The sequence below is a fragment of the Paenibacillus sp. J31P190 genome, assembly GCF_059692075.1.
This window is the reverse complement of the sequence record NZ_JCAUAS010000002.1, coordinates 610,984-631,894: the sequence shown is the minus strand read 5'-3', so window position 1 is coordinate 631,894 and position 20,911 is coordinate 610,984. Positions and strand designations below refer to the sequence as shown.

21 protein-coding genes and 1 riboswitch are annotated in these 20,911 nt (G+C 45.2%); of the genes, 20 read left to right on the top strand and 1 reads right to left on the bottom strand.

The genetic code is table 11. The features are described 5' to 3' along the window. Positions 1-43 precede the first annotated feature (43 nt). The 11 genes from lysA to ytfJ all read left to right on the top strand — a co-directional run bounded on the left by lysA (position 44) and on the right by ytfJ (position 9,683). Entirely contained in the window at positions 44-1,375 is a 1,332-nt protein-coding gene (lysA, locus tag AC58U0_RS06540) for a diaminopimelate decarboxylase (protein WP_497378168.1), read from the top strand. Between the two features lie 192 nt (positions 1,376-1,567). Continuing rightward, positions 1,568-1,999, top strand: coding sequence for a peptidylprolyl isomerase (locus AC58U0_RS06535; RefSeq protein WP_047674065.1), 432 nt, complete (start codon positions 1,568-1,570; stop codon positions 1,997-1,999). A gap of 203 nt (positions 2,000-2,202) precedes the next feature. Further along, positions 2,203-2,385, top strand: a riboswitch (FMN riboswitch). A gap of 234 nt (positions 2,386-2,619) precedes the next feature. Further along, positions 2,620-3,729: a bifunctional diaminohydroxyphosphoribosylaminopyrimidine deaminase/5-amino-6-(5-phosphoribosylamino)uracil reductase RibD gene (gene ribD, locus AC58U0_RS06530; protein WP_497378167.1), complete on the top strand. Its 1,110-nt coding sequence runs from the start codon at positions 2,620-2,622 to the stop codon at positions 3,727-3,729. Between the two features lie 16 nt (positions 3,730-3,745). Next, positions 3,746-4,417 (top strand): riboflavin synthase, encoded by a 672-nt coding sequence (gene ribE, locus AC58U0_RS06525; protein ID WP_497378166.1) that lies wholly within the window; start codon positions 3,746-3,748, stop codon positions 4,415-4,417. A 48-nt stretch (positions 4,418-4,465) separates the two neighbouring features. Beyond that, positions 4,466-5,692 carry a bifunctional 3,4-dihydroxy-2-butanone-4-phosphate synthase/GTP cyclohydrolase II gene (locus tag AC58U0_RS06520; protein WP_497378165.1) on the top strand — a complete coding sequence of 409 codons (1,227 nt, stop codon included), beginning with the start codon at positions 4,466-4,468 and terminating at the stop codon, positions 5,690-5,692. A gap of 51 nt (positions 5,693-5,743) precedes the next feature. Next, positions 5,744-6,214 (top strand): 6,7-dimethyl-8-ribityllumazine synthase, encoded by a 471-nt coding sequence (ribH, locus tag AC58U0_RS06515; protein ID WP_029192962.1) that lies wholly within the window; start codon positions 5,744-5,746, stop codon positions 6,212-6,214. Next, positions 6,214-6,852: a site-2 protease family protein gene (locus AC58U0_RS06510; protein ID WP_497378164.1), complete on the top strand. Its 639-nt coding sequence runs from the start codon at positions 6,214-6,216 to the stop codon at positions 6,850-6,852. Before ribH ends, AC58U0_RS06510 begins: the two co-directional genes overlap by 1 nt. 16 nt (positions 6,853-6,868) lie before the next feature. After that, a complete protein-coding gene (locus tag AC58U0_RS06505) occupies positions 6,869-7,660 on the top strand; it encodes a segregation and condensation protein A (RefSeq protein WP_057306357.1) in 792 nt (263 codons plus the stop codon). Further along, positions 7,644-8,246, top strand: coding sequence for an SMC-Scp complex subunit ScpB (gene scpB / locus AC58U0_RS06500; protein WP_171643426.1), 603 nt, complete (start codon positions 7,644-7,646; stop codon positions 8,244-8,246). The genes AC58U0_RS06505 and scpB overlap by 17 nt, the downstream gene beginning before the upstream one ends. A 111-nt stretch (positions 8,247-8,357) precedes the next feature. Further along, a complete protein-coding gene (locus AC58U0_RS06495) occupies positions 8,358-9,068 on the top strand; it encodes a DUF2953 domain-containing protein (protein ID WP_497378163.1) in 711 nt (236 codons plus the stop codon). 117 nt (positions 9,069-9,185) lie between these two features. Further along, on the top strand, positions 9,186-9,683 hold the full coding sequence (ytfJ, locus tag AC58U0_RS06490; RefSeq protein ID WP_497378162.1) for a GerW family sporulation protein: 498 nt from the start codon (positions 9,186-9,188) through the stop codon (positions 9,681-9,683). Between the two features lie 57 nt (positions 9,684-9,740). Here ytfJ and AC58U0_RS06485 read toward each other — a convergent pair whose 3' ends face one another. Beyond that, a complete protein-coding gene (locus tag AC58U0_RS06485) occupies positions 9,741-11,036 on the bottom strand; it encodes an ArsB/NhaD family transporter (protein ID WP_497378161.1) in 1,296 nt (431 codons plus the stop codon). A 306-nt stretch (positions 11,037-11,342) separates the two neighbouring features. Here AC58U0_RS06485 and AC58U0_RS06480 point away from each other — a divergent pair, with 306 nt between their 5' ends. From AC58U0_RS06480 to AC58U0_RS06440, 9 genes are all read left to right on the top strand, one after another. Then, the gene (locus tag AC58U0_RS06480) at positions 11,343-12,536 is read left to right on the top strand and encodes a D-alanyl-D-alanine carboxypeptidase family protein (protein ID WP_497378160.1); all 1,194 of its coding nucleotides are present in this window, start codon (positions 11,343-11,345) and stop codon (positions 12,534-12,536) included. A gap of 61 nt (positions 12,537-12,597) precedes the next feature. Then, complete coding sequence (locus tag AC58U0_RS06475) at positions 12,598-13,197, top strand: nucleoside recognition domain-containing protein (protein WP_497378159.1); 600 nt, start codon at positions 12,598-12,600, stop codon at positions 13,195-13,197. A 6-nt stretch (positions 13,198-13,203) separates the two neighbouring features. Continuing rightward, positions 13,204-13,737: a spore maturation protein gene (locus tag AC58U0_RS06470; RefSeq protein WP_057301846.1), complete on the top strand. Its 534-nt coding sequence runs from the start codon at positions 13,204-13,206 to the stop codon at positions 13,735-13,737. A gap of 107 nt (positions 13,738-13,844) precedes the next feature. Continuing rightward, a complete protein-coding gene (locus AC58U0_RS06465) occupies positions 13,845-14,591 on the top strand; it encodes a pseudouridine synthase (RefSeq protein ID WP_060649492.1) in 747 nt (248 codons plus the stop codon). Positions 14,592-14,674: 83 nt separating this feature from the next. Then, the gene (locus tag AC58U0_RS06460) at positions 14,675-15,208 is read left to right on the top strand and encodes a redoxin domain-containing protein (RefSeq protein ID WP_497378158.1); all 534 of its coding nucleotides are present in this window, start codon (positions 14,675-14,677) and stop codon (positions 15,206-15,208) included. Between the two features lie 35 nt (positions 15,209-15,243). After that, entirely contained in the window at positions 15,244-16,905 is a 1,662-nt protein-coding gene (resB, locus tag AC58U0_RS06455) for a cytochrome c biogenesis protein ResB (RefSeq protein WP_497378157.1), read from the top strand. Further along, entirely contained in the window at positions 16,902-18,161 is a 1,260-nt protein-coding gene (gene ccsA / locus AC58U0_RS06450) for a cytochrome c biogenesis protein CcsA (protein ID WP_497378156.1), read from the top strand. Before resB ends, ccsA begins: the two co-directional genes overlap by 4 nt. 37 nt (positions 18,162-18,198) lie before the next feature. Then, positions 18,199-18,912: a response regulator transcription factor gene (locus tag AC58U0_RS06445; RefSeq protein WP_029192975.1), complete on the top strand. Its 714-nt coding sequence runs from the start codon at positions 18,199-18,201 to the stop codon at positions 18,910-18,912. 1 nt (position 18,913) lies between these two features. After that, the gene (locus AC58U0_RS06440; RefSeq protein WP_497378155.1) at positions 18,914-20,797 is read left to right on the top strand and encodes an ATP-binding protein; all 1,884 of its coding nucleotides are present in this window, start codon (positions 18,914-18,916) and stop codon (positions 20,795-20,797) included. Positions 20,798-20,911: the final 114 nt, after the last annotated feature.

Genomic DNA, 20,911 nt, shown 5'->3' with positions numbered 1-20,911 from the left:
AATATAGCAAGAAGATGGTTCAGGGAGAGAGGGAAATAAAGCTATGTATTTACATGGTACTAGTAAAATAAACGACCAAGGCCACCTCGAAATCGGCGGTGTCGATGCAACGAAATTAGTTGCTGAATACGGCACACCTTTATATGTATTTGACGAAGCGTTAGTACGTGGGCGCTGCCGTGAATTCGTAGATGCTTTCAAAGCATCTGGTCTGAAATTCCAAGTGGCTTATGCAAGTAAAGCATTCTGCGTAATGGCTATGTGCCGAATTGTAGATGAAGAGGGAATGTCACTTGACGTTGTTTCCGATGGTGAGCTTTATACGGCGCTACAAGCCGGCTTCCCAGCGGACCGCATTCATTTCCATGGCAATAACAAAACAATCACTGAATTAGAAATGGCGATCGATGCCAAAATTGGCTGTTTCGTCGTAGATAACTTTATCGAACTTCAAATGTTGAATGCGATTGCCGGAGAGAAGCGCCAAAAGGTGAAGATCTTACTGCGTATTACGCCGGGTGTTGAGGCACACACGCATGAATATATTTCTACAGGCCAGACGGATTCCAAATTCGGTTTCGACATGGGCAATGGATCAGCATTCCGCGCTGTTCAGGAGGCTTCGCAATTAAGCAACGTGGAGCTATTGGGTGTTCATTCCCATATTGGTTCCCAAATTTTTGAAGTGGAAGGCTTCCGCATAGCTGCTGAGAAAGTAGCTGGCTTTGCCGTTCAAGTTCGCAAAGAAATAGGCGTTACGTTCAAGGTCATTAACCTTGGCGGCGGTTTTGGGATTCGTTATGTGAACGAAGACAGCCCGCTTCCGGTTGCCGTTTATGTTCAAGCTATTACAGACGCGATTAAAGACAACTTTGGCAGCAATGATTTTCCAATGCCTGAAATTTGGGTTGAACCAGGCCGCAGCATCGTGGGTGACGCTGGAACTACGTTGTACACAGTAGGTACAACAAAGGATATTCCAGGAGTGCGTAAATATGTAGCTGTAGATGGCGGAATGACTGATAATCCGCGTCCTGCTTTGTATGATGCTGTCTATGAGGCAATGTTGGCTAACCGCGCTACAGAGCAACCGACAGAGGTTGTATCTATAGCAGGGAAATGCTGTGAGAGCGGCGATATGCTGATCTGGGATCTGAACCTGCCAAAAGTAAATTCTGGAGACGTACTCGCTGTATCTTGCACAGGAGCATACAATTATGCAATGGCAAGCAATTATAACCGTATCCGCCGTCCTGGCGTTGTCTTCGTGAAAGATGGTCAAAGTGATCTTGTCGTGAAACGCGAAACGTTCGATAACATCGTTGGCAACGACGTCATTCCTGCAAGAATGAAACAAATGAGCGAGACCGTTTAATTGGTTTTGAATAAAAAAGAAGGAAACCACAGCTTCACGGGGTTTCTTTCTTTGCGTTTGCGCGGGAAGCGCATTTTCGCAGTCAAACAGGGCATGGTCGGGGGAGAATTGTGTAAGAAATATAGCGCAGTTTGTGAAATGGATGTTTTCATAGTAGAATAAGATATTATTTCCTAAAGGAGTGGACCACAAATGGCCAAACAAGCAAAAATTAAACTAGCAGGTGGCGGCGAAGTCGTTATCGATCTTTTCGAAAACGATGCACCGAATACCGTTGCTAACTTTGAAAAATTAGCAAACTCCGGTTTCTATAACGGACTTGTTTTTCATCGTGTTATTCCAGGATTCGTAGCACAAGGTGGCTGCCCTACTGGAACAGGAACTGGTGGCCCTGGTTACCAAATCAACTGTGAAATCAACCCGAACAAACATGAGCGCGGCTCTTTGGCTATGGCTCATGCAGGCAGAAATACAGGTGGAAGCCAGTTCTATATTGCTTACCAACCGCAACCACATTTGGATGGACAACACACCGTATTCGGTAAAGTATCCAAAGGTATGGAACTAGTCGATGCTTTCAAAGGCAAAGATTTGATGGAGAAAGTTGAAGTTGTAGAAGTATAATTCGCCATATTTAAAAAGAGGCCTGTTGATTTATTTCAATAGGTTTCTTTTTTGATTTAATTCCGAGTGAATTCATTGAAAAAGTAAGAAATTAATGTGAAAAGGAAAAAAGCACTTGCTTTTTGTAAGTGTGAGTGATAAATTTTTCATTACCAAAGTAATTTTTAGCTAGTTCTTAGTTGTAAGTTACTTTCTTATGTATGCAAAACCTTCGGGGCGTGGTGAAATTCCACACCGGCGGTGATTCGATAGCATGTACCCGTTACATGATTTCGATAAGTCCGTGACCCGTTTTGAAGCTAGCGGTACCTGACACATAGCTTCGCTACGGCTGATCCGGTGCAATTCCGGAACCGACAGTATAGTCTGGATGGGAGAAGGAAAACGCGAACATTTGATTCGCTATGCATGCTTGTACATTTTTTCACGTAAACAAAAATTCGGCAGGTCTGTTTTTTGAAGCAGATACGTCGTTGTTGTTTGATTTGATCAAAAATGCGGCAAGTATGGATGGATGAAGCTTCTTCGTGTTATCTAGACAATCTCTGGCCCCTATCCGATACACGGAGGGGCCTTTTTGCATTCAAATTTTGGAATGAACCTGAAAGGCGGTGAACTTCGTGCATGTACTGAATGACGAAGCTTACATGAGACTTGCTTTGCAAATGGCTGAAAGTGCTCTTGGTCAGACAGGGATTAATCCCGTAGTAGGGTGTGTCCTTGCTAAAAATGGACGCATCGTTGGCATGGGAGCGCACCTGAAGCGCGGACATGGCCATGCCGAGGTTCTCGCCTTGCAAATGGCAGGCGAGGAAGCTAAGGGCAGTACGGCTTATGTGACATTAGAGCCGTGCAGTCACTTTGGCAAGACGCCACCGTGCAGCGACCGACTCATTGAGGCCGGTGTGTCACGGGTTGTCGTCGCTGGAACGGATCCGAACCCGCAGGTTGCTGGGACAGGCATCGCTAAGCTGCGCGAGCATGGTCTCGACGTGGCGGTTGGGCTGCTTGCAGAGGAGGCCGCGGCAATGAACGAGGCCTTCAACAAATACATCGTCACCCGCATGCCTTATGTGACGATGAAGACGGCGAACACGCTAGACGGTCGCATCGCCTCGAAGACCGGCGACAGCAAGTGGATCACGTCGCCAGCGTCGCGTGCCTTCGTTCATACCCTGCGCCATCGGCATCAGGGGATCATGGTCGGCGCCAGCACGGTCATCGCCGATGACCCGCTGCTGAGCGCGCGCGGCGACGTACCGGCTGTGCAGCCGGTACGGATCGTCGCGGACTCGCTCTTGCGAGTCCCGCTGGGCGCCCGGGTGCTCACGGAGCAGGATCGTCAGCCGACGATCCTGCTCGCGAGCGCGCAGGCGCCCGCAGAGCGGCGTGCCGCGCTTGAAGCGCGCGGCATAACGGTCCTCACCTGCGGGGATGGCCCGCAGGTGGACCTGACGCTCGCCATGCGGCAGCTCGGCGAGCGCGAGATCGGCTCCATCCTCCTAGAGGGTGGAGGGAAGCTCAATGGCGCTATGCTGGAGCAGCGCCTGATTGATAAGCTGGTGCTGATGTTTGCGCCGAAACTCATCGGCGGAGGCTCTGCAGCACCTGTAAACATCAACTTCGATGGCTTCGCGAAGATGGATGATGCGATTACGCTCGACCGACTCAAGGTCGAGCAGTTCGGACCGGATATATGCGTAACCGGCTATCCGAATTATAAGAGCTAACGAATGGAGGACTTGCATGTTTACCGGAATTATCGAAGAAATCGGCCACATGCGCCGCATTCATAGTCAAGGGCAAGCGATGGTATTGACCATCGCAGCCAAGAAAGTACTAGAAGATGTCCACCTGGGTGACAGTATTTCTGTAAATGGCGTCTGTTTGACGGTTATATCCTTTGATAACGACTCATTTTCCGTGGATGTTATGCCAGAAACATACCGCAAGACAAATCTTCGCAAACTACAAACAGGCACACGCGTGAATTTGGAGCGGGCAATGGCAGCGAATGGCCGGTTCGGCGGGCACATTGTTCAAGGGCATGTGGATGCAACCGCAACGATCCTTTCACGAATACCCGAAGAAAATGCCGTTGTTTACCGGTTCGAACCGGAGAACAAACATATTTTCCGATATATCATTTCCGGGGGTTCCATCACAGTTGACGGCATAAGCCTTACCGTTGTTGATGTCAATGATCGTGAAGTGGCGGTATCCATCATCCCGCATACCCTTGCTCAAACGGTCCTACATGATAAAAGGGCCGGGGATACAGTCAACATGGAATGCGACGTGCTTGGTAAATATATGGAGCGTCTACTAAAGTTCGGTCCATCTGAATCTTCGGATGGAAAAGGGAAAAAGCAAAGTACGCTAACTGCGAGCTTTCTCGCCGATAACGGCTTTATGTAGGAACTTGAAGAAAGCTTTGCTAAAGCAAAGCTCTAAGGAGAGGTGAATATGACACAAATAAACTTCAACACAATAGAAGAAGCGCTAGAGGATCTTAAACTAGGTAAAGTCATTATTGTTGTAGACGATGAGGATCGTGAGAACGAAGGCGATTTTATCGCACTTGCTGATAAAACTACGCCAGAGGTCATTAATTTCATGATCAGAGAGGGACGCGGGCTCGTTTGTGCACCTATAACGGAAGAACGTGCACGAGAACTTGAGCTGCCTCCCATGGTCGCTCGGAATACGGATTATCACGGAACAGCGTTTACCGTTTCTGTTGACCATATGGATACAAGCACAGGGATATCTGCGCATGAGCGTTCAAGAACGATTATGGGCTTGATTGATCCCGCAACAAAACCACAGGATTTCCGCAGACCTGGCCACATTTTCCCTCTGATTGCCAAAAACGGCGGAGTCCTTCGCAGAGCTGGACATACAGAAGCGACAATAGATCTAGCTATCTTGTCTGGCTCTTACCCAGCAGGCGTCATTTGTGAAGTCATCAAGGAAGACGGGACGATGGCTCGTGTACCGGATCTGATGGAAATTGCAGCGAAACATGACTTGTGTATTATCACGATTCAGGACTTAATCCATTACAGGAATCAGCAGGAGAAATTAGTTGAACGTGAGGTTGAAATTAAGCTTCCTACCGACTTCGGCGTATTCAAGGCAATTGCTTATACGAACCTGCTTGATAACAAAGAACACGTAGCCCTTGTTAAAGGGACAATTGACCCTTCAAAACCGACCTTGGTACGTGTGCATTCCGAATGTTTGACTGGAGATGTTTTCCATTCTCATCGCTGCGACTGCGGTCCACAATTGGATGCGGCATTAAAACAGATTGATGAAGAGGGCAATGGTGTATTATTATATATGCGACAGGAAGGTCGCGGAATCGGTTTAATCAATAAATTGAAGGCTTATGCCTTGCAAGAGCAGGGATTAGACACCGTAGAAGCGAATATTAAGCTAGGCTTTGCTCCAGATCTTCGGGATTATGGGATCGGTGCGCAAATTTTGAAAGATCTTGGCATCACGCAGCTTCGTCTATTAACGAATAATCCTCGCAAAATTAAAGGTCTGGAAGGCTACGGCCTTGAAGTGGTTGAGCGGGTTCCGATTCAAATGGATAGTAAGGCTGATAACCTCCATTATTTACAAACGAAGAAAAACAAACTTGGTCATATGCTCAGTTTCCACGACTCGGGCAGCGGCATTTAAATCCAATCTAATCCAAATAACTTGTTCAAATAAGAAAGGGAGTATCTCACCATGGCTAACATTTTTGAAGGACATTTAATTTCACAAAACTTAAAATATGGTATCGTTGTAGGACGTTTCAATGAATTTATTACATCCAAATTGTTGGGTGGCGCACAGGACGCTCTGAAACGTCATGGTGTAAATGAAGATGAAGTAGATATTGCTTGGGTTCCAGGCGCATTTGAACTTCCGTTAATCGCTCAAAAAATGGCTGAAAGCGGGAAATACGATGCTGTTATTACACTGGGTGCGGTAATCCGAGGATCAACTCCGCATTTTGATTATGTGTGCAGCGAAGTAGCGAAAGGTGTTTCTGCTATTAACCTGAAAACGGGCGTACCTACGATTTTCGGCGTCTTGACTACAGATTCCATTGAGCAAGCGGTGGAACGCGCGGGTACCAAAGCTGGAAATAAAGGCTGGGAAGCTGCCGTAACAGCGATTGAAATGGCGAATTTGACGAAGCAATTCACTTCGTAATGCTTTCTTATTATCATCTGGAAACACTGCTGCCTAGGTTGTTCGCTTTTCTGGTCGCAATGACGCTGCACGACGCAGCTCATGCGGGGGTAGCTTGGCTGCTCGGAGATCGTACAGCTCGAGAAAGCAAACGGTTATCGCTAAACCCCTTGGCACATTTAGATGCCTTGGGGCTAGCTATGATCATCTTCGGACCCTATGGCTGGTCGAAGAGATTACCGGTAGATGAATCACGATTTAAGAAAAGACCGAGGCTATCCCATACACTTGTTTATCTAGCGGGTCCTTTTACGAATTTGTTGCTCGTTTTGTTCTTCTGGTGGCTCTACTTCTTTCTTCCTTCTTTGTTAGGAGGGACCGAGTCCATAACCGTTGAACAGTGGCGAGTCTATTTGCAGTACTGCGTCATCGTTAATTTAATGATTTGTCTGATACATATGCTGCCCCTTTACCCGCTCGACGGTTGGCATATTTTGAAAGGACTTGTTCCTTCTCACAAGCAAGGATGGTTTGCACGCAATCAACGTTATGCACTTATTCTAGTTATTGTTTTACTGATTACTCCAGTTGGTCAATGGGCGCTCGGACATGTTTATCCGTTTGCCGCGCAATTTGTTATGAATTTATTTTCAATATGACAAGGGGGAGAACGAAATGAAAGTAACCTATAAGCTAGAAGCATTTGAAGGCCCCCTTGATCTATTGCTTCATCTTATCGATAAAAATGAACTTGACATTTATAATATTCCGATCAAAGAAATTACAGACCAATACTTGGGTTATGTTCAAGCCATGCATGAATTGGAGCTCGATATTACGAGTGAATTTCTTGTGATGGCAGCAACTCTTCTCTCTATCAAGAGCAAAATGCTATTACCTAAGCCGCCTGTTATTGAATTTGATGAATATTTTGATGATATGGACGACTCTCTAGATCCTCGCGCAGAACTTGTTGCGAAGCTGATTGAATACCGAAAGTACAAATCGATTGCCGATATGCTTAGGGATAAAGAAGTAGAACGTAGTCTGGTTTACACGCGGGAACCTGAGGATTTGACATCATACTTGCCTGATATCCAGGAGAACCCGGTTGAGGGGCTTGATGTCGCAGATCTGTTGTTTGCCTTTCAGCGAACGCTAAGGAAGCTGGCTAACCGCAATGTGGTTACGAGAATACGTAGAGATGAAATATCTGTCAAAGAACGCATTAGAGAGGTAGTCGATTTACTTAGAGTTAAAGGCGGCAAGCTGCTTTTCTCGAAGCTATTCGATTACGAAATGACACGTGAAGAAATTGTTGTGACTTTCTTAGCGATACTCGAATTAATGAAAATGAAAAAAGTTATTTGCTATCAGTACAAGCTGTTTGAAGACATCGTCATCCAAGCGAAAGAGGAGGTTTCTGACATTGACACTCAATTTCCAACAGATGAAATCAATTATTGAAGGACTGCTCTTTGCCTCTGGCGACGAAGGTTTGGATGCCAAGCAATTAGCTGAAGTCATGGAGCTTGATCTTTATTTGGTTCGTGATCTGCTTAAAGATATGAGAACAGAGTTCAAACGAAAGGGTCGTGGCGTTCAGATTGTGGAAGTAGCTGGAGCGTATCAGTTAACAACCTTAGCTGAGCATGCGCCCTATTTTGAACGACTAGCTTATTCACCTTCACGATCATCCTTATCGCAAGCCGCGTTAGAGACTTTATCCATCGTTGCTTATAAACAGCCAATTACAAGGGTCGAAATTGAGGAGATCCGCGGCGTGAAATGCGATCGGGCCTTGGCAACCTTAACCGGCAAAGACTTGATAACGGAAGTCGGACGCGCCGATGCGGTAGGTAGACCGATATTGTACGGAACCTCCAAGCAATTTCTAGAATATTTCGGGCTTAGTTCGATTACAGAGCTCCCGGATTCAGCAAGCTTCCAAGGGAATTTTGATCTTGAAGAAGAAACACGTCTATTATTTGACCGATTAGGCGGGGATCAGAAGCAGATTACGCTTGAAGATGTAAGTGATGAAACTGAATAAGAACGCGCACACATGCATTTCATTTCCTTTTTAGGGTCATACTAACTCCACCTACGAGAAGACTTTTTCTTGCAGGCGGAGTTTTTTGTCTATATTAGGAGGGATTCTAAGTTGTTGTGGCTGTGGATTGTGTTTCTTTTTATCATTTTTGCGATCATCGTTTTCTTACTTAGTTTCATTCGTGGAGAGTTCAACTTCACGAGAGTGAAGGACAACGATACGTTATCAGTGGAAATGCGGGCGTTATTCGGGCTTATACGCTATCGTTACGTCATTCCAATCATACAATTCAAAGGCTTTACGAAGGGGATCATGATTAAATCGGAAACCATAACCAAATCCAGTTCCAAACTTAAAGATGAAAGCAAGGATCATATCACGAAAGAAAAAATACTCTACCTTTACAATCAAGCTAAGGAAGCACTTGTACATACATTAAACCTTTATGATTGGATGAAGCAGACATTAGCGAAAGTCGAATGTACCGATTTGAAATGGATAACTCGCGTTGGCGTAGGTGATGCTCCTGAAACAGCAATTACAACAGGGGCAATATGGGGAATCAAATCTTCGCTGCTTGGTTTTTCCATTCGCTATGTGAAGTTAACGGCTAAGCCGCAGATTGATGTTATTCCGCAATATAATGAGAAGCAATTTTCGACCGATTTTCGTTTTGCAGGACGTATCCGCGTATGGTTTGTAGTAGTTGCAGGAGTTCGTTTGATTAGCAGAGCGGCCAAAGTAAAAGGTGGTATTCGCACGTGGATTCAAATTGTTTTGAAAACAATGAAGATAAGATCACGAGTTAAAACCGCTTCTTAAAGTGTACATAACGATAATCCACTAAGGGCACTATACAAATGAACCATTATTGCATTTTGACGTTTTTGCTTCCGATGCCAGTTTATTTGGCTAACAACTCTAAGGAGGAATACGATCATGTCCGAACACCCGATTCAAGGCCTCATGAAAGTCGCCATGGAAAATATTAAAGAAATGGTCGACGTTAACACGATTGTCGGTGATCCTGTTGAAACGCCTGATGGTAGTGTTATCATGCCGATTTCCAAAGTAGGTTTCGGTTTTGCCGCAGGCGGCAGCGAATTCGTGACAGATTCAGAAATTGAAATCGAAGGCGGATCTGTAGGTAGAAGCGATGCGCTGAATGCGAAGGTTGCTCTTCCTTTCGGCGGCGGTAGCGGCGGCGGGGTATCTATAACACCTATTGCTTTCCTCGTCGTAGGCAAGAATGGCGTGAAAGTTGTTCCGCTGGACAACCAAACACATATTCTTGAACGCCTCATTGACTCGGCACCGCAAGTGGTAGACAAAATCCAAAGCATGATTAAAGGTTTTGGCGCCAAGACACCTGCCAGTACTGTAGGTGCTACCGGGACAAATGTAACTAATATCGAGAATCAAAATTTCATTGTTTAGCTGATTGGCCATCGTTTGAGCTGTCCTTTGGGGACAGCTTTTTCATGTTTTATTCCTCTACAGCAGGTAACGGATATATATATATACATGGGCTAATGCCAGAGACACAATGGTTATAGGTGCACCCACCTTCAGAAATTCTATATAACTGAAACCTTTGCCCTCTTTGGCAGCGAGTCCGGCAACGATAACATTGGCCGAAGCGCCGATAATTGTGCCATTTCCTCCTAAACAAGCCCCTAAAGCAAGCGACCACCATAGGATATTGATTGGCTCCGAATCAACGGCAAGTCCAAGCCCCTCAGCCATATCTTTAATTAAGGGGATCATCGTAGCAACGAATGGAATATTATCAATTGTCGCTGATGCAATACCAGAACCCCAGAGAATTAATAAAGAAGCGGTAGTGATGTCTCCTTCCGTAACAGCTAGAGCTTTCATGGCTAGAGCTTTAATTAATCCAACCTCTTGTAAACCTCCCACTAAGCTAAAAAGACCAGCAAAGAAGAAAATCGTTACCCATTCAATAGAATCAAAAGCTTGTTCCACATCGTGTTCCTTGAGACCGAAAAGCATGAGCAAAATAGCACCCGTTATAGCGATAACTGCGGCATCAACATGAATAATCGCATGAAGCATAAATCCGATAATCGTCAGTGATAAAATAAGTAAAGATTTTTTCATGAGCAGCTTATCGTTGATGTAATCACGTTCATTCAACTCTAATAGTTTAGTTTGCAATGCAGGATTAGGCTTCAATTGCTTTCTATACATCATATACAGCATGAATAGGGCAACACCGAAAATAAGGATCGTAATAGGCGCTAAATTGAGCAGAAAGGCATTAAAGGTTAAATGCGGGTTAGCAGATCCAATCATTATGTTGGGAGGATCACCAATGAGTGTAGCTGTACCTCCTATATTGGAAGCTATGATTTCAGACATTAAGAAAGGGGTGGGGTTAATTTCTAGTATCCGAGTAATCGCAATAGTGACAGGAACGACCAATAAAACCGTTGTCACGTTATCTAAGAGGGCTGATCCAACTGCTGTTAACACAGACAGCACGAGTAAAATTCGCAAGGGATCCCCCTTCACAGCTTTCGCGGCGCGGATGGCGATGAATTGAAATACACCCGTTTGATTCGTAATTCCTACGAGAATCATCATGCCAATAAGAAGAGTGATGGTCTCCCATTCAATATACTGTTGAAACACTTTGTGCACATCTAGGATACCGGCAAATACCATGATCACAGCACCAAGTAAGGCAATGACCGCACGATTCACTTTCTCAGAAATAATGAGCGCATACGTCACAATAAAAATAAGCAAGGCAATCCAAGTTAGCATGTTTTCCTCCTAATATAGGGATCTTTGAGCTATGCTCAAAGTCTCTCCGCTTTTAAGCTTTAGCTTGACTGACTTTGTAAGTTTAAGTATGTCCATATTCAAGGGGAACCCCAAAAAACGCAAAAAGAAGCCTGCTGTGGCAGGCTCCTCCGGTGATCTCCGTATTGAATTATTTCTCATTATACGGACTGATTTCTGTTTTGTAAATAAGAAGACTTGGACATATCCCCATTTCATAAGCATATACTTGTACAAAGTTTTGTCTAGTCAAACAAGGTACAAGTTCTTTTGCGTAGGGGGAAGACGATGAAGATAAGAGTCAGGTTTATCCTATTATGGGGCGCGATCATTAGTATACTTTTGGCGCCATTTGGACAAGTGGAGGCAGCACCGCCTGGCATCCATACGAATGCAGTGGGTGCTTCCCTTATTGATGTGGAGTCAGGCCGTATCCTCTATAGTGAAAAAGGGGACACGCCTATGCGAATAGCCAGCTTGACCAAAATTATGACCGCTATCATTGCGATTGAACAAGGTAAATTGACGGATAAAGTCAAGGTTAGTAAAAATGCGTTCGGCAAAGAAGGTTCTTCCATTTATCTAAAGCTTGGCGAAGAAATGCGTCTGCACGACATGCTGTATGGTCTTATGATGCGTTCCGGAAATGATGCAGCAACCGCAATCGCCGAGCATATTGGAGGAAGTGTGGAAGGCTTCGTCTATTTGATGAATGAGAAGGCCAAGATGCTCGGTATGGAACACTCGCATTTCACCAATCCTTCGGGCCTCGATGAGGGAGAAGGTCATCGCTCCAGTCCGAATGATATGGCTAAGCTGACGGCTTATGCGCTAAAAAATACTGTATTTCAAGACATTGTTTCCACGAAAATCAAGAAAGTGCCGAATCCGAATGAAGCTTGGGATTATTCATGGCTTAACAAAAATAAAATGCTGTCTCTCTTTGAAGGTGCTGACGGTGTGAAAACAGGTTATACGAAGCTTGCCAAGCGCTGCTTGGTCTCATCAGCCACGAGAGACGGCCAGCATCTTGCCGTTGTTACGCTCAATGATCCGGATGATTGGGGGGATCATGCTCGGTTACTTCAATATGGTTTTAAATATTATCCGTTACAAACGATTGTCAAGAAAGGCGATGCCGTTGAGGGCACTCCTTGGGTTGCGGGGAGGACGTTCTCTTATCCATTAGCTGAAGGTGAAGCTGCGCAACTGACTCGGAAAGTAGCACTAGTCGATCCAGCTTCTATGGAATATCGGTTAGCCGAACGAGGGACGCTGCAATTTTCACTCAACCAGAAGTCAATTCAAACTGTACCCATCTATGATTCAACAAGCCCGTTACTGCAAGCGACTAGTCAGTCCACATTCTCCTTTAAAGAAAGTAATGCGTATCAAGATACATGGCTCTCACACTACGGATATATTTGTAGATTGTTAATACAGAGCCTGTTTACAGTCTCGGAACCACAATGGGCGGATTAAACTAAACTTATGCTTACAATGCTAGTTTTGCTAAAGCAATACTCTTAGGAGGCCATTCGATATGGTGAATTGGATATGGTTGTTTTTTATTGTTGTTGGGTTTGGCGTGGCGGCATTTAATGGGAATGTGGAAACAGTCACACAAGCAGCTTTCGATGGTGCTAAGAGCGGAGTTACGGTCTGCTTTGGACTCATTAGCGTGCTAGTCTTTTGGATGGGTATGATGCGGATAGCCGAAGATGCTGGTCTTCTTAGCAAACTTGCGAGATTATTGCAGCCGGCGGTTCGTTTCTTATTCCCTAGTGTTCCTAAGAATCACCCAGCCATCGGCTACATCATGTCCAATATGAGTGCCAATATTCTTGGTCTTGGGAACGCGGCTACACCTATGGGGATTAAGGCGATGCAGGAGCTGCAGAAGCTGAATCCCGATAAAGACACGGCTAGCACAGCTATGTGTACACTTTTAGCGCTTAACACTTCAAGTATTACACTTATTCCTACGACGTTAATTGCCATTCGAATGAACTACAATTCTTTGAATCCTGCGGAAATCGTTGGCACAACGCTAATTGCGACTGTCATTTCGACGGCCGCGGCTATTTTTGTGGATCGATGGTATCGAAGGTCACGCTCACCCATCCCTCCTTTGAAAGGATGATTACGAATGTATGCCTTCGTTTCGCTCATCTCAGCATGGGCAATCCCTATCATGATCGTCTTCATTCCTTTATACGCGGCCTATCGAAAGGTGCCTGTTTACGAATCGTTTGTTGACGGAGCTAAAGAGGGCTTTGATACAGCAATCAAAATCATCCCTCATCTAGTAGGTATGATGGTAGCCATATCTGTCTTCCGTGCCTCCGGTGCGATGGATTTGTTAATCGGCTGGATGCGTCCATTCTTTGAAAGCATCGGAGTTCCAACCGAAGTGCTGCCTTTGGCCATCCTGCGTCCGATTACTGGAGCGGGTTCGCTAGCTTTTACAACGGATCTTATCGAGCAGTTTGGCCCTGACTCCATGATTGGCCGGATTGCTTCGACGGTTCAAGGGAGCACGGATACGACTTTATATGTGATTACGGTATATTTTGGCGCTATCGGCATTCGGAAGGCTGGTTATGCGCTAAAAGTAGGGCTTATTTCTGACTTAGTCGGCTTTATTGCTTCCATCATCATCTGCTTTTTGGTATTCACTTAAAATGATTATTCCATCGTGCCTTGCAACCGAATAACAGACTCAATAAGTCTTCGCTCTTGAGATTTACATGGAACTCCGTTATCATTAGCTTGAGGTGAAAGCGGATCATGGAAAGACTGCAAAAAGTATTAGCCGAAGCGGGGATCGCATCCCGTCGGAAATGTGAGGAAATTATCACAGCGGGACGTGTTCAAGTGAATGGTGAAGTCGTCACCACGCTTGGCGTGAAAGTAAACTCGGAAGAAGATGAAATTAGAGTTGATGGACGTGCTATTGGTCAACAAAAGAAGATCTATGTGATTTTGAATAAGCCCAAAGGTGTTATTACAAGTGCTACGGACCCAGAGGGACGTAAAGTTGTAACGGACTTCTTGCCTGGGATTAGAGAACGCGTTTATCCGGTCGGACGATTGGATTATGATACAGAAGGGTTGCTCCTTCTCACGAATGACGGTGAATTTGCCCATTTACTCACGCATCCTAAACATCATGTTCCCAAAACCTATCAAGCCACTGTAAAAGGGGTACCGCACGGAACGTTATTAGACAAGCTAAAAACGGGTATACAGTTAGAGGATGGCATGACGGCTCCGGCTGAGGTTGAATATGCGGATGTGAATATGGAGAAGAATGAGTCCATTATTCAAATTACGATCTACGAGGGCAGGAATCGACAAGTCAGACGTATGTTCGAGGCCATCTCTTTTCCTGTGATCAAATTAAAACGAATTAAATTCGGTCCAATCTTTTTAACTGGCTTGCCAAGAGCCAAGTATCGTCACTTGACGCCTAAAGAGGTTGAGGAGCTTAGGAACGAAGCTCTCAAGACACATAACGTTCAAAAAGGCCAATAAGAATTGGCCTTCTTTTCGTTATAATAAAAGAATAAACCTATGTGAAAAAACTAACATTGTTAAAAAAGCGAAGGTGATTATACGTGGGTCCAAATAAGAAATGGGTACAGATTGGGATATTTGCGGTCGTGCTTATTATTGGCGTGTTTACCATTATTACCAATTTGTCGGCATCTGACAGCAAGAAGTATCCCCAAACAGGCGACAAAGCGACGAATTTCTCCTTAGTCGGATTAGATGGTAAAACACATGAATTATCGGAATATAAAGGCAAACCGGTTTTGGTTAATTTCTGGGGAACCTTTTGCCCGCCGTGCAAAGAAGAAATGCCTGCTCTCCAAAAGCAATATGATAAATGGAGCAAAGAAGGCGTGGTTTTCTTAGAGGTTAATGTGGATAAGAATAAAGTAACGGTGCAAAGCTTCATGGATCAGTATAAGTTGAATATGCCTGTACTCCTGGATGCCAAAGAAGTCGTACGTAAGCAGTATGGCGTCATGGATTATCCGACAACCTTCTTTATTGGTGCAGACGGCAGAGTGGCCGTGAAGAAAATCGGTCAGATGACGGAGTCTTTTATCGATGAATCGATCGCTAAGTTGGTTGACAAGTCTTAAAATGAATGAATGCTTAAAGTTTTCAGGAGGTCATCATGTTCTACAACACCAAATGCGATTGCGGGCATCAAAATCCCACAGGCACTACGCTTTGTGAATCTTGTGGTAATCCGCTGATTGACACGGAGGGCAGAGATATACTGGAAATGCGATACGACGGTATGGCCCGTCGCTCTCAGAAATCGAACCCTTCTTTGCTGGATAAAGTCTGGAATTTCTTTTCCTCGGTTAAAATAGCGGTATGGATCATTATTTGGACGGTCGTCGCATCTGCCGTCGGAACTATTTTTCCACAAGAAAATACGTTCTTAGATATGGATCCTGCTCAGTATTATTCGCAAAACTATGGTACACTCGGGACCATTTATCACTTTCTTGGCTTCTCCCACACGTTTAGTTCGTGGTGGTTCATCACGCTGCTATTTATGATAGGAACATCCCTAGTCATTTGTAGTTTAGATCGGGTGTTACCATTATATCGCGCGCTATCTAAGCAGCAGATTCGCAAACACTTGAATTTTCTCACGAGACAGAAAGTGACACTTGTCACCGAACTGCCGCCGGGAACGGATGAGGAAGCATGGACAAATAAGCTTGGTGCGCTTTTGCGTAAAAAAAATTATCGTGTACATACAGATGGAACAGCGCTATTAGCTGAGAAATACCGTTTTAGCCGCTGGGGCCCCTATATCAATCATATTGGTCTTATTATTTTTCTGATCGGTGTGTTAATGAGAAGCATTCCAGGCTGGCATATGGATGAGTACATGGGTATTCTAGAAGGGGAAACCAAAGCAATCCCTCACACTTCCTATTTCATTAAAAATGAAAAGTTCACGTTGGAGCTGTATGACGAGAAAGATTTGCCAGAAAGTATTAAGGCTAAAGGACAAATTGTCCCGAAAACCTATGAAACTCAGGCAGTTTTGTATCACTGTTCCGCGAATTGTGACGATTCATCCAAAGAACCGGTACTTACCGAAGTGCACAAAGAGAACATCATCGTGAATCATCCACTTGATTACAAAGGTCTTCAAGCTTATCAATTCGATTATAAATCTACACCAATGCTCATCTCCGTGAAGCCAACACTTAGCAATCCTGCAACAGGTGAGTCTTATGGAAGCTTTGAATTGCCGATGAATAATCCTAAGGATGAATATCAAGCAGGTCCCTATAAGCTGACGCTGAAAGGGTATTTCCCCGAGTTTGGTCTGGAAAAGGGACAACCCATTAGCAAGTCAAATGAGCCCAAGGCACCTGCATTTATATTTAGCATTACAGGTCCAGATCTAGCAGCTAACGGTGTACCTTACTTGTACTTCCCAAGACAAATAGATAAAGAAACGTTCTCACAAGATACAATTAACGGCCCGATTAGCCAGAAGCTGAAGCTTGCAGTCGGCTCTATGGAAGGTGTTCAATTTGCCAATTATACAACCTATCTGAACATTCGCGTAGACAAGGCTATGCCGTATATTTGGGTAGGATCTGCTATATTCATGATTGGTGTGATTATGGGCTTCTATTGGCAGCATCGCCGTATCTGGATTCGAATTGATAACGGGAAGCTTACTTTGGGCGGTCATACGAACAAGAATTGGTTTGGACTTCGGAATGAAGTAGCAGGAGCACTCAAGAAGAATGGTATAGAAGTTTTACCGAAATCATTAGATATTGGAGGAGACCAGGGGTGAATGTTAACTCACTGAGCAGCACCTTTTTACTTATAGCTTTTTTCGTTTACCTCGTTGCATTTCTATTGTTTGTCCTCTCGATAACCGGTAGGAAATGGAGTAACCGTGACCCCGAACAACATACGAAGCGTTGGGGTTTTGTTGCTTTCATTGCTTCATTAGTTGGATTTGCGTGTCACGTGACTTTCTTTTTTACGAGATGGGCGGAAGGTAATCATATCCCGACATCGAATATGTACGAATTCATGACCTTTCTAGGTATGATGATCATGTTTGCCTTCTTGATCGTATATCTCATTTATCGCACGCCTGTCCTTGGAGTATTCGCATTACCGATTGGCTTTATCATCATTGCTTATGCTTCTGTTTTCCCGAGTGAAGTACAGCCCTTAATTCCGGCATTGCAAAGTTACTGGCTCAAGATCCATGTAACAACCGCAGCTACAGGTGAAGCTTTCTTCGGAGTCGGCTTTGCCGGTGGACTGATGTATTTGCTTCGAGCAGTCGACTACAAAGGCACATCCAAAGTGGATAAGCGTGAACAAAGAGGCGTGGAACTTACGATCTTTTTCATTCTGATGTTAATTGCCTTCATAGCCTCCATCTTTACATTTAATGGTTCGGGCTATAAAGCCGTTTTCTCCAAAGAAGTTATCACGACCAATGTACAAGGCCAACAAGAAACGAACATTCATAACGAAACTTATGTATTGCCTCCAATTGTGAAGCCTTATGATACAAAACTCGTAGAAATGAAGCCGTTCTTGGGCATGTCGGAAGCTTTGTTCACAGCTCCGTCTTGGATGGAAGGCGCAAGTGCAGGACGTAAGTTGAATACGGTCATTTGGTCGATACTTGGAGGTCTTCTGCTCTATGGACTCGCACGTGCTGTTGCGCGTAAGCCAATTGGAGCTGCTATTGGTCCCATCGTCAAAGGAATGGACCCGGAGGATTTGGATGAAATCAGCTATCGTGCCATTGCGATCGGCTATCCGATTTTCACATTAGGCGCATTGATTTTTGCGATGATTTGGGCTCAAGAAGCATGGGGCCGTTTCTGGGGTTGGGATCCCAAAGAAGTTTGGGCCTTAATTACTTGGTTGTTCTATGCGGTGTTTTTACATCTTCGTCTCTCTAAGGGCTGGCAAGGTAAGAAATCAGCTTGGTTGACTGTTATTGGATTTATTGTTGTTATGTTTACATTAGTTGGTGTGAACCTTGTCATTGCAGGTCTTCACTCCTATGCAGGTGTATAAATCATTCGAACTTAATTAGATAAGGATGTGAAGCTCCATGGAAATGAAAGCTAGCATACTCGTAGTTGATGATGAAGAACGCATTCGTCGACTTCTCAGAATGTATTTGGAAAAAGAGGGCTATATCATTGAAGAAGCAGAAGACGGTGAAACAGCGCTGCGGATGGCCACAGAAACGGACTATGATTTAGTGCTGCTCGATGTGATGCTGCCAGGTATTGATGGGATAGAAGTTTGCGCAAGGCTTCGTCAAGTGAAGTCCACGCCTGTCATTATGCTGACAGCCAAAGGCGAAGAGACGAACCGAGTTAGCGGATTTGAAGTTGGTGCAGATGACTATGTCGTCAAACCTTTCTCGCCTCGCGAGGTTATTTACCGGGTTAAAGCGATTCTTCGTCGTTCTTCGGCGACAGCTTACTTGTCCAAGGATGCGAGTTCGAGCAACAATATTGTATTTCCTAACCTTATCATCGAACATGATGCACATCGGGTAACCGCAGGAGGACAGGAAGTAGCTTTGACTCCGAAAGAATATGAGCTGCTGCACTATTTGGCTGTATCCCCGGATAAAGTATTTTCTCGTGAAGAATTACTTAAGGATGTTTGGAATTATGAATTTTTTGGAGACCTACGAACCGTAGATACCCATGTAAAAAGACTCCGTGAAAAATTAAACAAAGTATCCCCGGATGCAGCGGCAATGATCACGACCGTATGGGGAGTAGGCTATAAGCTAGAGGTGCCCAAATAACGTGTTTATTTTCAGAAGTGTCGTAGGTAAGCTCTGGTTAACAATTATTGGCCTAGTTGGGGTTGTACTGCTCATACTAGGTCTTTTTCTTGTCAATTACATGGAAAATTATTTCGCTCAAGCGAATGATCAAACGAAAACCCTGAAGAATATCGCAGTTAAATTCTCGGAAGAAGCTTCGCATCACATGTTTGATGAGCAGTTTTATCAATTGAGTAATGAACTGCTAAGCTTTCAAGATGCAAGAATGCTGGTGATCTCCACCGATATGAAGGAAATGGTTATTCCATCAACACAAGGGAGCGAATTAGCCAGTTTCCATGTGACCGACTTTTATAAGGAAGCGGAGCTTCGACAAGTATTCGCAGGTCAGACGATATGGAAACAAGTCAATCAGTCCGCTACAGCTCGGTTTAAAGCAGGGGCTGAGTACCTCGTTGTTGTCGTACCGCTAAGAAATCTTCAAGGCACCATTGTTGGTGCTACGCTGCTGTATCAATCTCTACAATCTTTAGAAGCCACTCAGTCTTACATGTTGAGATTGTTTATCTATGTGTCCATAGTTGGCTTCCTTATGACGACTTTCTTCGCGTTCTTCTTGTTCTCCCGAATTACTAGACCGCTTCAGCAGTTGAAGAAAGCAGCAGATTTAATCACCATGGGGGAATATGGTACCCGTGTTCCTATTCAGTCCAAGGATGAAATAGGCGAGCTGGCCAAAACGTTTAACCACATGGGCGAGAAGATGCAGGAAAGCATCAGAGCCCTTAGTCAGGAAAAAGAACATTTATCAAGTATTTTGCGAAGCATGACCGATGCGGTCATCACGCTCGATGCGAACGGATCTGTCATGCTGACCAATCCGCAAGGTGAGAAGATTGTGCAAGAATGGAGCACGATTGAATGGTCAGAGGATGATGAGGAGACGAGACGCTTCCGCAAACCAGATACAGCGCTCGGAGATTGGGGATTAATGAGTTATAGCAATCCTTATTCGAGTCCGATTCCTGTGCCGCTGATTCCGCTGTTTGAAGCGGTCGTGGACGAATCATCGGAAGCTGCTACGAAGCTTCACGTGCAAAACGGTGTGTGGTCCGTCGCGATGACACCGTTATACACGAGCGATCAAGTGCGCGGCGCCGTGGCCGTCCTCCGTGATGTCACGGAGGAGGAACGTCTCGATAAGCTGCGCAAGGACTTCGTAGCGAACGTGTCGCACGAGCTGCGCACGCCGCTCTCGATGCTGCAGGGCTATAGCGAAGCCCTGCTGGATGACATCCCCTCCACGCCGGAGGAGCGCGTGGAGCTGGTGCAGGTCATTCACGACGAGTCGCTCCGCATGGGGCGCCTCGTCCGTGACCTGCTAGATCTGGCGCGGATGGAAGCCGGCCATCTCGAGCTGGTCTTCAGGGAGGTCGAATTCGACTCCCTGGTAAGACGCATGCACCGCAAATTCGCGGTGCTGGCCAAAGAGCGCGGCATCACGCTAAGCGCTGAGCTGCCTGAGGAGCCCCTCATCCTAGGACGGGGGGATGAGGACCGGCTTGAGCAGGTGTTGACGAACCTGCTCGACAATGCTTTTCGGCATACCGCCACTGGGGCTCGTATTGCCATTAAGGCAGAGACCGCCGTCTACAAGGATCGGCCGGCGATCCGCATTGAGATCTCCGACGAGGGGCAGGGGATTCCTGCCGACGACCTGCCGTTCATATTTGAACGCTTCTACAAGGCGGATAAGGCTCGAACGCGCGGTTCTTCGGGTGGTACAGGGCTTGGACTCGCCATCGTGAAAAACATCATAGATGCACATCACGGTAGTGTTACTGTACAGAGTGCTTTGGGACAGGGAACTACCTTTACTTTACTTTTACCTTGTGAGCCCTAAATAAGGTTTAAATAACGAATTTCGACATAAAAAGAGGCGTTTGCTGAGAAAACTCACAGCAAACGCCTTTAATTTTGTAGAATATTCAGACAAAATCTTGTTGTTCGTGAAACA